Source organism: Bradyrhizobium sp. SZCCT0231 (assembly GCF_018130245.1).
Taxonomy (GTDB): domain Bacteria; phylum Pseudomonadota; class Alphaproteobacteria; order Rhizobiales; family Xanthobacteraceae; genus Bradyrhizobium; species Bradyrhizobium japonicum_F.
On sequence record NZ_JAFCKP010000002.1, the window covers coordinates 525,694 to 540,261 of the forward strand.

At 64.1% G+C, this 14,568-nt stretch carries 19 protein-coding genes; 7 read left to right on the forward strand and 12 right to left on the reverse strand.

What is annotated here, in order from left to right; genetic code table 11:
- Positions 1-111 precede the first annotated feature (111 nt).
- Both JQ566_RS09885 and JQ566_RS09890 read left to right on the forward strand, forming a co-directional pair.
- Complete coding sequence (locus tag JQ566_RS09885; RefSeq protein ID WP_100231359.1) at positions 112-441, forward strand: DUF6949 family protein; 330 nt, start codon at positions 112-114, stop codon at positions 439-441.
- Positions 442-526: 85 nt separating this feature from the next.
- Complete coding sequence (locus JQ566_RS09890; protein ID WP_212372034.1) at positions 527-1,057, forward strand: gamma carbonic anhydrase family protein; 531 nt, start codon at positions 527-529, stop codon at positions 1,055-1,057.
- On the opposite strand, the gene JQ566_RS09895 is transcribed toward JQ566_RS09890, so the two are convergent.
- The gene (locus JQ566_RS09895) at positions 1,058-1,222 is read right to left on the reverse strand and encodes a hypothetical protein (RefSeq protein ID WP_212372035.1); all 165 of its coding nucleotides are present in this window, start codon (positions 1,220-1,222) and stop codon (positions 1,058-1,060) included.
- A gap of 96 nt (positions 1,223-1,318) precedes the next feature.
- Here JQ566_RS09895 and JQ566_RS09900 point away from each other — a divergent pair, with 96 nt between their 5' ends.
- Positions 1,319-1,657: a hypothetical protein gene (locus JQ566_RS09900; RefSeq protein WP_212372036.1), complete on the forward strand. Its 339-nt coding sequence runs from the start codon at positions 1,319-1,321 to the stop codon at positions 1,655-1,657.
- Positions 1,658-1,761: 104 nt separating this feature from the next.
- Positions 1,762-2,148 carry a hypothetical protein gene (locus JQ566_RS09905; RefSeq protein WP_212372037.1) on the forward strand — a complete coding sequence of 129 codons (387 nt, stop codon included), beginning with the start codon at positions 1,762-1,764 and terminating at the stop codon, positions 2,146-2,148.
- Between the two features lie 199 nt (positions 2,149-2,347).
- Here the strand turns inward: JQ566_RS09905 and JQ566_RS09910 are convergent, their stop codons facing one another.
- The 6 genes from JQ566_RS09910 to JQ566_RS09935 all read right to left on the reverse strand — a co-directional run bounded on the left by JQ566_RS09910 (position 2,348) and on the right by JQ566_RS09935 (position 7,924).
- Positions 2,348-2,842 (reverse strand): hypothetical protein, encoded by a 495-nt coding sequence (locus JQ566_RS09910; protein WP_212372038.1) that lies wholly within the window; start codon positions 2,840-2,842, stop codon positions 2,348-2,350.
- Positions 2,843-3,022: 180 nt separating this feature from the next.
- Positions 3,023-3,754 (reverse strand): aspartate/glutamate racemase family protein, encoded by a 732-nt coding sequence (locus JQ566_RS09915; protein WP_212372142.1) that lies wholly within the window; start codon positions 3,752-3,754, stop codon positions 3,023-3,025.
- Positions 3,755-3,758: 4 nt separating this feature from the next.
- A complete protein-coding gene (locus JQ566_RS09920; RefSeq protein WP_212372039.1) occupies positions 3,759-4,637 on the reverse strand; it encodes an ABC transporter permease in 879 nt (292 codons plus the stop codon).
- A 3-nt stretch (positions 4,638-4,640) separates the two neighbouring features.
- Positions 4,641-5,600 (reverse strand): ABC transporter permease, encoded by a 960-nt coding sequence (locus tag JQ566_RS09925; protein ID WP_212372143.1) that lies wholly within the window; start codon positions 5,598-5,600, stop codon positions 4,641-4,643.
- 4 nt (positions 5,601-5,604) lie between these two features.
- The gene (locus JQ566_RS09930; RefSeq protein WP_212372040.1) at positions 5,605-6,894 is read right to left on the reverse strand and encodes an ABC transporter substrate-binding protein; all 1,290 of its coding nucleotides are present in this window, start codon (positions 6,892-6,894) and stop codon (positions 5,605-5,607) included.
- Positions 6,895-6,937: 43 nt separating this feature from the next.
- Positions 6,938-7,924: an ABC transporter ATP-binding protein gene (locus tag JQ566_RS09935; RefSeq protein ID WP_212372041.1), complete on the reverse strand. Its 987-nt coding sequence runs from the start codon at positions 7,922-7,924 to the stop codon at positions 6,938-6,940.
- A gap of 258 nt (positions 7,925-8,182) precedes the next feature.
- Here JQ566_RS09935 and JQ566_RS09940 point away from each other — a divergent pair, with 258 nt between their 5' ends.
- Positions 8,183-8,890: a GntR family transcriptional regulator gene (locus JQ566_RS09940; protein ID WP_212372042.1), complete on the forward strand. Its 708-nt coding sequence runs from the start codon at positions 8,183-8,185 to the stop codon at positions 8,888-8,890.
- Positions 8,891-8,931: 41 nt separating this feature from the next.
- On the opposite strand, the gene JQ566_RS09945 is transcribed toward JQ566_RS09940, so the two are convergent.
- The 4 genes from JQ566_RS09945 to JQ566_RS09960 all read right to left on the reverse strand — a co-directional run bounded on the left by JQ566_RS09945 (position 8,932) and on the right by JQ566_RS09960 (position 11,572).
- Positions 8,932-9,159 carry a hypothetical protein gene (locus tag JQ566_RS09945; protein WP_212372043.1) on the reverse strand — a complete coding sequence of 76 codons (228 nt, stop codon included), beginning with the start codon at positions 9,157-9,159 and terminating at the stop codon, positions 8,932-8,934.
- A 194-nt stretch (positions 9,160-9,353) separates the two neighbouring features.
- Positions 9,354-9,980, reverse strand: coding sequence for a transglutaminase-like cysteine peptidase (locus tag JQ566_RS09950; RefSeq protein WP_212372044.1), 627 nt, complete (start codon positions 9,978-9,980; stop codon positions 9,354-9,356).
- A gap of 330 nt (positions 9,981-10,310) precedes the next feature.
- A complete protein-coding gene (locus tag JQ566_RS09955) occupies positions 10,311-10,922 on the reverse strand; it encodes a PilZ domain-containing protein (protein ID WP_008140941.1) in 612 nt (203 codons plus the stop codon).
- A gap of 242 nt (positions 10,923-11,164) precedes the next feature.
- Positions 11,165-11,572, reverse strand: coding sequence for an ester cyclase (locus tag JQ566_RS09960; protein ID WP_212372045.1), 408 nt, complete (start codon positions 11,570-11,572; stop codon positions 11,165-11,167).
- 289 nt (positions 11,573-11,861) lie between these two features.
- Between JQ566_RS09960 and JQ566_RS09965 the strand changes: the two genes are divergently transcribed.
- Both JQ566_RS09965 and JQ566_RS09970 read left to right on the forward strand, forming a co-directional pair.
- Positions 11,862-13,013 (forward strand): zinc-binding dehydrogenase, encoded by a 1,152-nt coding sequence (locus tag JQ566_RS09965; RefSeq protein ID WP_212372046.1) that lies wholly within the window; start codon positions 11,862-11,864, stop codon positions 13,011-13,013.
- Between the two features lie 142 nt (positions 13,014-13,155).
- Positions 13,156-13,578: a VOC family protein gene (locus JQ566_RS09970; RefSeq protein ID WP_212372047.1), complete on the forward strand. Its 423-nt coding sequence runs from the start codon at positions 13,156-13,158 to the stop codon at positions 13,576-13,578.
- Positions 13,579-13,584: 6 nt separating this feature from the next.
- Here JQ566_RS09970 and JQ566_RS09975 read toward each other — a convergent pair whose 3' ends face one another.
- Positions 13,585-14,325, reverse strand: a complete 741-nt coding sequence (locus JQ566_RS09975) for a metallophosphoesterase family protein (RefSeq protein WP_212372048.1) — start codon at positions 14,323-14,325, stop codon at positions 13,585-13,587.
- Positions 14,326-14,568: the final 243 nt, after the last annotated feature.

A 14,568-nucleotide genomic window follows, 5' to 3' on the forward strand; every position in this document is an offset into this window, starting at 1 on the left:
CCCTGCGCGGAGCGGCCGGCCGCGTTAACCTTCCCTTAAGGATAATGTAGCGTTAACCGGCACTCTTTGTCACAGATAGGCTCCGGCGTTGCGTAAATGCGGACTGTTCCGATGACACCTGAAGCTCTCAATACCTTCTTCTCGATCTGCATCGGTTTCGCGCTCGCAGGCGCGCTCGTGAACGGATACCAGGCGCTCGCGCAGCGGCCCGCCGGCTTCGGCCTGTTGCAGGACGGCGTGGCGCCGAAAACCTTTGCGGCGGTTCCGTTCCTGGTGTTCGCCGCGCCCTTCATCATCATGCGCAACACGCTGCGCGGCATGCGAGTGGAAAGCCGCCGCGCCGAGTTCGTGATGATGGCAACCCTCATCGCCGGGTTCTGGAGCATGATGAGCGGCACCTTCTTTCTGATGACGCTGCGCGCCGCCGGCCTTCTGGTCTGACATCCCGCGCTTTTCCGCGCGGCCGGCCCTTTGCCTCCAGGCTGCCGTTTGGCTATGCCAGGGGTCAACGCGACAGGAGACCTCCATGGCCATCTACGAGCTCGACGGGCAGGCGCCCGACCTTCCCGCCGACGGCAATTATTTCATCGCCGAGACCGCCACCGTGATCGGCCGCGTGCGCCTGAAGCCGGGCGCGAGCGTCTGGTTCGGCGCGGTGCTGCGCGGCGACAATGAGTGGATCGAGATCGGCGAGGGCGCCAACGTGCAGGACGGCTCGACCTGCCACACCGATCTCGGCTTTCCGCTTGTCATTGGCAGGAACTGCACCGTCGGCCACAACGTCATCCTGCACGGCTGCACCATCGAGGAGGGCGCGCTGATCGGCATGGGCTCGATCGTGATGAACGGCGCGAAGATCGGCCGCAACAGCATCGTCGGCGCCGGCTCCGTCATCACCGAGGGCAAGGAATTTCCAGAACGTTCTCTGATCATCGGCTCACCGGCGCGCGTGATCCGCACGCTCGACGACACCCAGGTGCAGCGGATGGGGAGTGCGGCGAAGTTCTACGTCGCCAACGGCCCGCGCTTCAAGAAAGGCTTGAGGCGGATCGGCTGATCAGCGTCCCCGGGATTTGCGCGCTTCGATCGCGCCTGCCACCTTCTCGTGACCGGCGGCCCAGAGTGCATGTTCGTCGCTGCCGTTGAGGTAAGGATTGGCCTCGGCTGGACTGTTGTCGCGCGCGGCGCGTTCGCCCTCTGCAACGGGATCGCGATCGGTCATCGTGATTTGCCTCCCTCAGCTTTCAAGCTGATGTGACGGCATTTGTTCCGGAACAGCTCTTGATGGCGGCCGTTGACCGGCAAAGGAGGATTTCCGATGGCCAGATCGTCCGCAACCGCGTCAATCAAGACCACGATCATGATCCTCACACTCGCGGCGATGCCGGCCGTCTCGTTTGCGCAAGCGACCGGCGGCTCTGCCGGTTCGAGCGGAAGCTCGGTTGGATCGACCGGAGGTTCGGCGGGATCGACCGGAAGTGTTCGCAACTCGCCCGTTCCGCCGCCCGGGACCAACAGCCTCGGTACGGCTCAATCATCCGGCCCGGGATCCGGAGTCACCACCGGCACCGGCATAGGTGCGGAGGCTGATGCCACCGTTAACACCGAGAACCGGCAGCTCGACCGGAAGATGAAGAGCATCTGCCGCGGCTGCTGACGCTCGCGCGGAAGTGAGACAGTGTGGCTGTCCCGAGTTTCCAACTGACGTTAGCTTGGTCCTTGCTTTGAAGCGTGGAGCGTGTCCACGCGGAGGATCGAGTGATGTTACGCAAGATGATCATGACGGCGCTGGCTGTGACGGCGGTCGGGCTGTCGGCGCCACAAGTGGCCGAGGCGCGTGGCGGTTTCGGACACGGTGGAGGCTTCCATGGTGGTGGTTTCCATGGTGGCGGTTTCCATGGCGGGGGCGGCTGGGGACACCGGCATTGGCATGGCGGCGGCTTCTGGCCAGGCGTCGCAATCGGCGCGGGTCTCGTCGGTGCCGGCTACTACGGCGGCTATTACGGCTACGGGTACCCCTACTACGGCGATCCCTACTATTATGGTACCGGCTACGACGATGGGGGGTACGGCGGCTGCTACGTCGTCCGCAAGCGCGTGATGACGCCGTCGGGATGGCGGTACCGCCGGGTCGACGTCTGCGAGTGAGGACGTCTGCGAGTGAGGCGGAATGCCTGTCAAAAAACAAGGCCGTTGACGCAGTATACCGCCAACGACCTTGCCAGCCCCGGATATTGAAATCGGCTCACGCCATCCGGTGACGGCGAGCATCGCGCGGAATCATACGGGCGAATGTGATCCAGTTCACAAGTGACGCAAATAAAGTTCCCGTCGCGCCGTCATCAGCTCAGCCGCGCGAGCGCTTGCGTGCGCTGGCCTGGACGCGGTGCCGCGCCGGTTTCCTGCGGGTAACCGACGGCGTTTCGACCTCGGTCGCCCTTGCACTGGCAAAGGACTGCCGCAGGCCGTCGATGGACTCGTTCAGGGTTGCGACCTGCTCGGACAGGCGCTTGGTGTCGGCTTGTTGCGCCGCCATCAGCCGCTTCATCGTCTGGAGCTGGTCCTGCATCACCTGAAGCTGGTCGATCGATTCCTGCTGGGTTGCCTCGAGCCCCTTGGTCTTCTCGACCAGCTGCTCGGACGCCTGGGCGGTGCGGGCCTGGAGCTGCCGCGATGCCACCACCCGGTCGGTCTCGGGGGCGGCTCCGGTATAGGCACGCCAGATCGCGATTGAAGTCACTCCCGCGATCAGGAGCAAGAGAGCTGCAGCGGTCAGCGCGATGGGCTGGGCGCCCAGGCGAAGGAGGGGGTTGGGCGGTGTGTCCTGGGCGAGATCGATCATCGCTGACAAAACCCAAATAGAAACTTGGTGAGTGGCGAAGACCGGCAACCCAGAGGGGTCACCGGGGCGTCCCGAAAACGTTACGTTTCGGCAAGGAATGGGACCAAAAAGAGGCTGAGAGCCAAAAAACCAGTGATCAGCGGGCCTTGCGGGTTCCGAGAGCCCCCGTAAGGAGCCGGATCAAGGCTGAAACTGCGAAAACGGCCCTGAATAGCTCTTCGCACGCGGTGCCGCGTAGGGGCCGAGCCGCGACGTCTTCAGCCCCAGCCGCACCAGTGATTCCGCCAGCGTCACCGCAGCAGTGACGCCGTCGATGACAGGCAAGCCGTGCGTTTCGGCGAGCTCGCTGGCGAGATCGGCCATGCCGGCGCAGCCGAGCACGATGGCTTCCGCGCGGTCGTCGCGGATCGCGGCGGTGATCTCCGCCGAGATTTTGCCGAGCGCATCGGCATTGCGCTCCTCGAGTGCGAGCACCGGCACTTCGGCGGCGCGGACGCGGGCGCAGCGCTCGGCGAGTCCGTATTTCCGCAAGTTATGCTCGATCGGCACGATGGAGACGCCGAGCGTCGTCACCACGGCGAAGCGCGCGGCGATCAGGCTCGCCATGTGGAAGCCGGCCTCGCCGATGCCGATCACCGGCGCCTTGGCGGCGGCGCGCGCGGCATCGAGGCCGGTGTCGTCGAAGCAGGCGATGATGTGCGCATCCGCGCCATTGCGATCGGCCTCGCGGATGCAGCCGAGCATGCCGGGGACGGCGAAGGCTTCGTCGTAAAATCCCTCGATGGAGACCGGACCCATCGCGGGCTGGCGGGCGTCGATCAATGTGTCCGGCAGGGCGACGCTGCGCGCCGCAGCGGCGATCTTCGCCGTCATCGACGCCGTGGTGTTGGGATTGACGACGTGAAGCCGCATCAAATCAGACAAGCCCTTTGCCGGCGTCCGAGCCCTTGGCCACCTGCCGCTTGTTGAGCACGTGGATGGCGCCGAGTGCAAGCGTGATCACCGTGAACGAGACCGCCGAGATCACGGTGCCGAGCGCATAGATATCGGGGTTGGTCACGGTGGTGGTGAGGCCCTGGAGATCGAGCGGCAACGTATTGACCGCGCCGATCGCCTGGCTGGAGCGCGCCAGCTCGTCCCAGGACAGCGTGAAGCCGAACAGGCCGATACCGATCACCGAGGGCAGGATGATCGGCAGCACGACGTGACGGAAGGTTTGCCACGGCGTTGCACCGAGATCGCGCGCGGCTTCCTCGAGGCGCGGGTCGAAACGGTTGAAGATCGCGAACATGATCAAAAGCCCGAAGGGCAGCGTCCAGGTCAGGTGTGCGCCGAGCCCGGAGGTGAGCAGGCCCATCGAGGTCTCGAAATTCTCGCTCCAATGCGCCTTGATCAGATCGTCGATAATGCGGAATTCGAGCGAGATGCCGAGCGAGGTGATGATCGAGGGCACGATCAGGCTCGCGATTGCCGAGTAGAACAGGATGCTCTGTGCTTTGAATTTTCGGCGGAAGGCCATGCCGGCGGCGACCGACAGCACGACGGTGACGATCATCACGATCACGCCGAGCAGCAGCGAACGGCGGAAGGCCGCGCCGAGATCGACGATGCCGGTGCCCTGGAACAGTTTTGCGATCCAGAAGGTCGACACGCCGTTCATCGGGAAGGTGAGGCCGCCCTGCGGCCCCTGGAACGACAGCACGTAGATCGCGATCATCGGGCCGTAGAGGAACAGCACATAGGCCGCGAAGAAGATCGCGAGCACGTAGAAAGAGCGCGGACGTCCTTCCTTCATGCGCTAGAGCTCCTTCTTGATGTCGACGATACGCGACATCATGGTGATGATCAGGAAGGTGATCGCGAGCAGGATCACGGCGTTCGCCGCTGCGGCCGGGAATTGCAACGCGTTGACCCGCGTCTCGATGATCTTGCCGGCGGCCGCGATCTGCTGGCCGCCCATCACGCCGATGGTGATGAAGTCGCCCATCACGATGGTGATGACGAAGATCGAGCCGATCACGATGCCGGGCTTGGCGAGCGGGATGATGACGTTGACGAGGGTCTGGAAGCCGGTGGCGCCGGCATCATAGGCCGCCTCGATCAGCGACTTGTCGATGCGGATCATCGAGTTGAAGATCGGCACCACCATGAAGAAGGTGAAGAGGTGGACCAGCGCCAGCACCACGGAGAATTCCGAGAACAGCATCCATTCCACGGGATGATTGATCAGCCCCGTCTTCATCAGGCCGGAGTTCACGAGGCCGTTGCGCCCGAGCAATGGGATCCAGGCGATCATGCGGATCACGTTGGAGGTCCAGAACGGGATCGTGCAGAGCAGCGACAAACCCATCTGCCAGGTCTTGGACTTGACGTGGAAGGCGAGGAAATAGGCGACCCAGAAGCCGATGAAGAGCGTGATGGCCCAGACCATGAAGCACAGCTTCAGCGTCTTCAGGTAGGTCTTGGCGATCGTGCAGAGTTCGGGAAGCTGCGCGATGCAGCCCTCGAACGTGTCGGTGTAGCCGCGGCCGGAGAGAGCCGGCAGCAGCTGATATTCGTTGTAGTCCCAGAACGAGACGATGACGACGAAGACGAGCGGAATGAGGAAGAAGGCGAGGAACACCAGCATCATCGGCCCGGCCTGGAGCCAGGAGACGAAGGACGGCGACAGGCGCGCCGCCCTTTTGCGGCGCGCCGTCTCCGATCCCCGGACGAGGTCCGGGGATGCTTGATGCAGGATGTCCTCGGAGGTGTCCATCACGTCACGCTGCGATGAACTCGTTCCACTTGCGGACCATGTAGTCGTTCTCGTCCATCACCGCGTTCCAGCACGCGACGCCGCCCATGCGGTCCTCGTAGGAGCCGCCGTCGCGCACCGCGCCGGCCTTCTCGAGCAGCGAGCCGTCGGGAGCCTTGATGTCCTTCTCGGCCGGCTTGCCTTCCATCCAGTAGGCCCACTCGTAGGGCTCCATGTGCGCCTTCGCGGTGGCGAGCACGGCGGAGTAATAGCCCTGGCGGTTGAGATAGGCGCCGGCATAGCCGGACAGGAACCAGTTCACGAACTCATAGGCCCATTCGAGCTTGGCACCCGACACACCCTTGGAGACGCAGAAGCCCGAGGCCCAGGAGCGGTAGCCTTCCTTCAGCGGCTGGAACGTGCAGGGAATGCCCATCGAGCGCACCTTCGTCACCGCCGGCGACCACATCGACTGGATCACGGTCTCGCCCGACGCCATCAGGTTGACGCTCTCGTTGAAGTCCTTCCAGAAGGCGCGGAACTGGCCGGCCTTCTTGGCCTCGGTCATCACCTTCATGGTGAGATCGATCTCTTCCTTGGTCATGTTGCCCTTGTCGGCATATTTGTACTTGCCGGAGGCCTCCACGACCATCGCAGCGTCCATGATGCCGATCGAGGGGATGTTGAGGATCGAGGCCTTGCCCTTGAACTCGGGATTGAGCAGCTCGGCCCAGGTGCTGATCGGACGCTTGATCAGGTCGGGGCGGATGCCGAGCGTGTCGGCGTTGTAGACGGTCGGGATCAGCGTGACGAATTCGGTCGCCGACGTCGCGAACTTCTTGGAGTCCTTGCCTTCGAGATAGAGCACCTTCCAGGGTGCGGTGCCCTGGCCGCCGATCTTCTTGCCGCCGGGCGTCTCGCCCTTGGTGAAGACGGGCGTGATGTTGTCGAACTCTTTGATCTTCTTGGCGTCGAGCGCAAGGATGTTGCCGGACGGTACCAGCTTCTTCAGCGAGAAATATTCGGTGTCCAGCACGTCGAAGGAGTTCGGCTGGGTCATCACGCGCTTGGTGACGTCGTCGGTGGTCGCGGTGATGTATTCGATCTTGATGCCGGTATCCTTCAGGCACTGCTTGGAGATGTCGTCGCCCTCGTTCACGGCGGTGCCGAGATAGCGCAGCACCTTCGCATCGGCCGACTTCACGTAGGGAAAGCCGGTGATCGCGCCGGAGCCGGCGGCGAGGCCCGCGAGACCCGCGGTGCCCTTGAGTAGCGTGCGGCGGCTGACGCCGGTCGTCCTGGTGGTCTCGCTCATGTCAGTCACTCCTCTGTTGCGCATTCCAGGTGATCGATCGGCGCTATTGCAGGCGTTGCGCCTTGGCGGGATCCCAGGTCGCCAGCACGCGATCGCCCGGACGGAACGGGTGGACGTCGAAGGCGGCTTCGGGAACATGGGAGAACAGGGCGGTGCCGTCGTCGAGCGTGAGCGAGACGGCGATGTAGGAGCCCTGGTACTCGGTCTGGGTCAGCAGCGCCGGCGCGCCGAACGCGCCGTCGGCGAACGGCACGATGCCGAGCTGATCGGCGCGTACGGCGATGAGCTTGCCGGCGTCGCTGAGCACGTTGTGGCCGCCGATGAAGCGCGCCACGAATTCGGTGCGGGGATGGTGGAAGATCTCGCGCGCCGTGCCCTGCTGCTCGATCCGGCCGTGGTTCATCACCACGATGTGGTCGGCGAGCGCCATCGCCTCTTCCTGGCCGTGGGTGACCTGGATGAAGCTGATGCCGAGCTCGCGCTGCAGCCGCTTCAGCTCGCCGCGCATCTTGACGCGCAGGAACGGATCGAGTGCCGAGAGCGGCTCGTCGAGCAGGAGGATCTGCGGCTCGGTGATCAGCGCGCGGGCGAGCGCGACGCGCTGCTGCTGGCCGCCGGAGAGCTGGGCCGGGAGACGGCCTGCATATTGGCTCATCGCGACCAGCTCGAGCAATTCGCCGGCGCGCTTGTGCCGCGTCGGCTTGTCGATGCCGCGCATCTTCAAGGCGAAGGCCACATTGTCGAGCACGGAGAGGTGCGGAAACAGCGCATAGGACTGGAACATCATCGCCGTGCCGCGCTCGGCCGGCGGCAGGTCGGTGACGTTCTGCGCGCCGAGGACGATGTCGCCCTCGCTGACCGCCTCGTGGCCCGCGATCATCCGCAAGGTCGAGGTCTTGCCGCATCCGGAGGGGCCGAGCAGGCAGCAATAGGTGCCGGCCGGGATCTTCAGATTGACGGCGTCGACCGCCAGCGTGGTGTCGTAGCGCTTGGTGACGGCGACCAGTTCGAGAGCGGCGGGAATGGCCATGGCGTGTCCGAGGAGGGGCGATGCGTCCCGCGTCTCTCCGCAAGGTCCGTGCCAACAGCGGCTGGCCGGCCGAATTTCCAAAACTGTGCAGCTGAGTCAGATCGTTAGGTCAATTCCGGTCGAGTTTGGCCGGCCGCCACCCGCGCAGTCATCTGCACACAAAGCGGGCGCAGATTGTATAAAGTTTCGCCTGTGATTGGATACAGCTCGTCGACTAACATTCGAGGCCGAACGTCCGTCGATCGAGCCCTCACACCCATGGCCGCCAAGACCCGCCAAAAATCCGATGCGCCCGATGCGAGCGATCGCGTCAGCCGTATCCGGGAGGGCGTGACCGCCGCGATCCTCGAGCATCGCCTGCTGCCGGGCACGAAGCTCGGCGAGGACGAGATCGGCGAGATCTACGGCGCGAGCCGTACGCTGGTGCGCACCGCGCTGCAGCAGCTCGCGCATGAGGGCATCGTCAACATCGAGAAGAACCGCGGCGCCTTCGTCGCGCGCCCGACGCCCGCCGATGCCCGCGAAGTGTTCGAGGCGCGGCGCCTGATCGAGCCCACCATCGTGGACCACGCGATCGACGCGGTCTCACCGGCCTGGCTCGATCGCCTCGGCCAGCATCTTGCCGAGGAGCGCGAAGCGGAATTGCGCGGCGATGCGCGCGCCTCTGTGCGGCTCTCCGGCGAGTTTCATCGTCTCGTCGCCGAGATGAGCGGCCACAGCATCTATCTCGGCTTCCTCAAGGAGCTGATCGCGCGCTCCTCCCTCATCATCCTGCTCTACCGCCGCCACGACACGCCGGCCTGCGGCACCGATCATCACGCGGGAATCGTCGAGGCGATCCGCAAGCGCGACAAGGCGCGCGCGGGGGCCTTGATGCTGTCGCACCTGAACGAGATCGAGGCGGAGCTATTCCTGAAGGATCCCGCCGCCGACGAGCTGCGGCTTGCGGATGTGCTCGGCGCCTGACCGGTACTGCGAGGCGTTGCGGCCGGGCCAGCGGGGCCGCATCAGCGATCGAGTTCGCTTTCGGCGGCAAGCTGCCCGTCAGGCGTGATCTCGTATTCGCCGTCCTGCTTGGTCATCCATCCTGACCTGACCATCTCTCGTGCAAGCTGTATCGAGCAGATCGGATGATTGCCTCCCGGGTAATACAGCCTGTCATTGCGGACGAGCAGGTGCCCGTACAATTGAGCCTGGCGCAGCGCCCTGCGCATTCCGGGTGATGGATTTTTCATGCCTGTTCAAGCGCGAGCACGATGAAGGTTCCTATTGAATGCGGTGACCTTCAATGGCTTTTCCGCGCAGAGTGAGGCGGACATCCCCAAAAAAGTTGCGGCCAGCCATTGGGGGATGGCTGGCCGCGCGCGAACCGGTCTGGGACGGGGAGGGGTGGGGATGTGACCGGGTCGCGTAACTCGTCGTCTCGTTCCTACTGATCTTTCGCGCTGGCGGTGGAGACCGCCGGCTTGGTATCGCCCAGCGAGACCCAGACGCTGGGATCGCTCTGCGACTGGCGCTTGACGAAGCGGTAGCCGGTCTCCGTCCAGGCGACGACGTTCTCGTTCTGATTGTCGAGAACGAACTCACCCTTGTCGGTCTTCACCGTCAGCACCGCGTGGCCTTCGCCCTTCTTGTCGCGCACCACGGTGATGAGCAGGGCCTGGCGCGGCCAGCCGGCATCCATCAGCATCTTGCGCTTCAACAGCACGTAGTCTTCACAGTCGCCGTAGCCGTCCGACGGCAGCGACCACTTCTCGATCACGCCCCAGTGCTCCTGGTCGGTCAAAGGCTTGACGGTCTCGTTGACCCAGCGATTGACCTTGACGAGGTCGCGCCATGCGGCCTGCGACATCACGATGTCGCGCGGCTGCATCGGTGCGCCCTGGCACTGGGCAGCATTGTCCGCGCAGAACTCGACCCAGCCGATCGGCGCACGCGTGGTGTCGCCGAGGCTCGCGTAGAGCAGACGGCCTTCGCCGGCCTGCGCTGCCGCGCTGATCCCGAAGAGCATGGCGAACAGCGCCAGCCTCTTCCCCTGTCCCCTGAACTCAAACATTGCGGCCCCCGTTTCTTGTTGGGACCACATTTCGCACGGAGCTTTTGAGTTGCCGCTAAGTCAGCCAAGTCAAGTCGAGACGAATACAAGTAAAAGGCGCGGCGAATTCGATCTATACTTGAAGCGAATTCGAATAAAATTCGATATGACTGCAATTGATTCAAATTTTATCGATTAACGCGGAAACGCTGGCAGAAGCGTTGTTTGCGCGCAGCTGCAACCCACGCGTTAACCGCGGGCGGCTCGCCGCGGGACATGAAAAAGGCGGCGTCCGCATCGCGGAGGCCGCCTTCGAGCCTCGAAATATCGAGGTTTTCGCGCCCTTGCGCTTTACCGCGCGGTAACGCTCTCTTCGAGTGTCTCGATCGGCTGCGCGTGGACGAACTCCAGCGCGAAGCCGTCCTCGAGGTTTCGGACCACGCGGCCCTGGACCCGGCCGAGCAGAACGGTCGATTTCAGCGGCGGGCGGTTCTCGGCGGCGATCGCGGCGCCCGACAGCGAGAGGTCGATGATGCGGCAGGTCATCTTGGTGCCATCCTCGAGCGTCAGCACCGCGATCGGGTTGCGCGGCACGATACGGTCGTGGCGGCGGTCCTCCGGCAGATTGAGGATGTCGCGATTGGCGAGCCAGGTCAGCTGGGCCGCGAGCTTGTCGCGTTTCCTCGGCGTCGCCCCGATCGTCATGGCGAAGCCGTTGTCGATGATACGGGTGATCTTGCCCTCGACGCGGCCGATATGGTCGAGATAGGCGACCACGCGGTCGCCGACATTGCCGATGCCGGGGGCGAGCAAAGCGAGGCCGCCCGGCGACATGTTGATCACCTGGCAGGGGAATTCCCGGCGGTCCGGCAGCATGTAGCGGCCGAGCAGGTGCACCTTCACCCGCTGGAAGCGCCTGCGCTCCTCGGCGGCCGGAAGAAATTTTTTGTTCGCCAACGCCATTTTCAACACCCGACCCCCCGCCCGGGCGGAGTCCGGCACGACCCTAAGGTGCATAGGGTTAATGCCGCGTTAGGATTGGAGATGTCGGCAACGAACGGAAACAATGCGCTCGAAATGCCACAGCAAGGGCGGGCAGGCCCATGGCACAGGTTATGGCAGGCCGAGACCGGGCGACTGTGGCAGTCCCGATGACGCCCTGGCCGCGAAGGGCACACAAGCAGCGTCCCGAACCTGCGCGTTCCTCACGTCTTGCGGCGGGTCCAGCTGTCCTGGGGCTCGTCGGCCCATGCGGTGCCAAGACCAAGCATCGTGATCCAGGTTTCGGCCAGCTTGCCGCCCTCGATACGATAGCTCTGCATTCCGGCGCGGCTGCGCTTCTGGCCGGTCGCGGGATCGGGCCATACGAATGCAAATCGGAACCACGCGCGGTCGATCGCGAAGGAATGATCATACACCACGACGCGGATTCCGGGCCGGTCCCGATGCACGCTCTGCAATTCCACAGCATACTCGTCCCGGCCGACGGTCCGGTCGCCTCTCTCATCGTGACGGATGTATTGCGATCCCACGCAGTCCGGGATCAGGTCAAATCGGCCCTCGTGCCAAACCTGCTCCCAACGATCGAACAGAGCGCGTATGCTATCAGTCATGGGGTCCCCGAAATGAACTCGGTGCGACACTGCGCGCTTCGCTGCAAATTTCTTGCCGAACTGCAGGTTTGCAGCGATTTGCGGGAGAGCCGGCTGATAGTCACGTAGCTTCGACGTGATCCTTGTAGCTCGGATGGAGCGACAGCGTAATCCGGGGGCGCTGTCCCCGCATTCCGCGTTGCTCCATGCGGGCTACGAGGCTGTCCGCTTGGCACGACCGCGTATCTCACATACGCTTCGCCTCAGCCCGCACCACCAATCATAACAGACGGGCAGCGAGGACACACTCATGGAGCAAATCCGCGTCTGCACCCACGCAGGGCCGGGCTCGGAGCCCGTCATCCGCACCGTGCCATGGCCGAAGATCGGCCGCAAAGCCGCGCTGATCAAGGTCGGCGCCTGCGGGGTCTGCGGTACTGATCTGCATATTCTGAAAGGTCATTGGCCGAAGCCGCTGCCCTGGCCGTTCACGCTTGGTCACGAGCTCGGCGGCGTCATCGTCGAATGCGGCGACGAGTTCACCGAGGATTTCATGAGCAAGCCGCTGACGGTCGGCTCGAAGGTGATGATCCCGCCGCTGATGCCGTGCGGACGCTGCTACTACTGCATCCATTATCCTGAGACCGCGAACAAATGCCTGACGCCGGTCTACTACGGCCGCTATCTCGGGTTCGACAAGGCGCCGCACCTGTGGGGCGGATGGGCCGAGTATGTCTATGTCGATCTCGACATGCTGCCGGGCACCAAGATCTACAAGCTGCCCGATGACATGTCGCTGCGGCTGGGGGCGCTGTCCGAGCCGCTGACGTCCTGCATCCGCGCCTTCAATCGCGCGACCCGCGCCGGCGGCTTCAGCTGGGGCGACACCGTGGTGATCCAGGGCTCCGGCCCGATCGGCATTCTCGCGGTCGCCGCCGCGAGGGAGATGGGGGCAGGGCGCGTCGTCTGCGTCGGCGCGCCGGAGGAGCCGCGGCTCAAGCTGGCGCGCGAATTCGGCGCGGAGGCGACGGTGAACATCGAGGAGCTGAAGTTACCGCAGGATCGCATCGACCGCGTGCGGAAAATCGTCGGCGGCTTCGGCGCCGATCTCGTGATGGATTGCTCGGGCCATCCCTCGGCCGGCCCCGAGGGCATCGAGATGCTGCGCGATGGCGGCACCTATGTCGAGATGGGCCAGTTCACCGACGCCGGCTCGATCGACACCTCCTGGCACCGCATCTGCACCAAGGATCTCAACGTGCTGGGATCCTGGGGCTTCACCGGCAACGATCTGCCGCTCGGCGTCGACATGCTCTACCGCACGCGTGACAAATATCCTTGGGCGAAGATGCAGACGATCTATCCGTTCACCGAAGCGGGCGTCGCACAGGCGGTGAAGGACGCGATGGCAATGAAGACGGTGAAGTCGACCATCGTGCCGTGGCCGGAGCTGGTGGAATAGACAATGCCGTCCGCGCCTCACGATATTTTGCGAGTTTTGTAGCCCGGATGGAGCGAAGCGCAATCCGGGATTCTCGCCCGCGATCCCCGTATTCCGCTACGCTCCATACGGGCTACGAGTCGGAGTTTGGATCAATGACGAAATGACAGACCGGCAGACACCTAGCCAGCACGCCCGCTCCCCCTTCCAGGCCATCCGCGCGATCGACTACACCGTCATCTTCGTGCGCGACATGGCCGCGATGCGCCGCTTCTACGAGGACGTGCTCGCCTTTCCGCTCTTTCGCGAGCTGTCGCCGAACTGGATCGAGTATGGCCTCGGCAGCAACACGCTGGCGCTGGCAAGGCCAAGCCGCACCGCCGGCGATGCACCGACGCCGCCGGGCAGCGCCTCGCTGCAGTTGGCGTTCAAGGTCTCGGCCGCCGAGGTCGATCAATGCGCCGATGAGTTGCTGCGGCAAGGCGTGGCGCTGCTGTCGCCGCCGACGAGCCAGTCCTTCGGCCACCGCACGTTGTTCTTCCGCGATCCTGACGGCAATCTGCTGGAGATCTACGCGGAGATCTGAGAAATCCTATTTGACGTATCCGGACAGCATGGCGTGCGCCCAGTCCGGGCGGTTGTTGGCGAGCGCACGTGCCGAGGCGGCCTCCCAGTCGTATTCGAGGGCCAGGAGTTCGACCTGCCAGCCCCTTTTTCCCTTCGTGAGGATCGCGTAGCGGGCGTGAGGCGAGCGGTGTTCCAGTTTCGCCGCAAAGGGAATGTCCGCGAAGACCGGGCATCCGACGCTCCCGGGATTGAGGACCAGACACTCGCGCGGCCCGTGAACGACGGCCTGTCGGTGGCTATGGCCACACAGCACCACGCGCGCCGCCGGCTCGCTCGCAAGGCGTGCCTCCAGCACGTCGCGGCGTGCCGGCACGAAGCGGCCGTCGTCGAGCGATTCCTCGAGCAGGCACGTCGTATCGTTCTCGGGCGTGCCATGGCAGGCCAGGATGCCGTCGTCCAGTCGCAGCTGGGAGGGCAGGCTGTGGAGGGCGCGCCGCTGCTCCGCAGTCAACGCGTTGCGCGCAAACAGACCTGCCGGCGAGAGCTTGTCGTCTGGAAATTCCTCAATCCAGCGATCATGATTTCCGCGCACGGTCGGCAATGACAGCGACTGGAGTGCTTCGAAAGTTTCCCTTGGCCACAACGGGCTGGTGACGCAATCGCCGAGGTTGACCGTACGATCGACGCCCCGTGTCTTGATGTCGGCCAGTACCGCCTCCAGCGCAACAAGGTTGCCGTGGATATCGGAAATGACTGCCAGTCGCATCGTTGTTCCCCGTATACTCAGACCTGAACGTGGCTCGGCTGCCGGCCGACTCCTTCGCTCGGAGGAGGTTAATCGAGGCGGTCGCAAAAATCCCCTGCAACCTTCAGGCGCGGTTCTCTCCCGAAAGCCATGCATCAAAGGCATGGTGATTTCCGGGCGCTTGGCGTAAAGAGCGCCCAGATCAAATCAGCGTGCGGCCGGGCCGTTTGCCGCGCACGCAGCTCAGGTCCGCAGGATCACTGT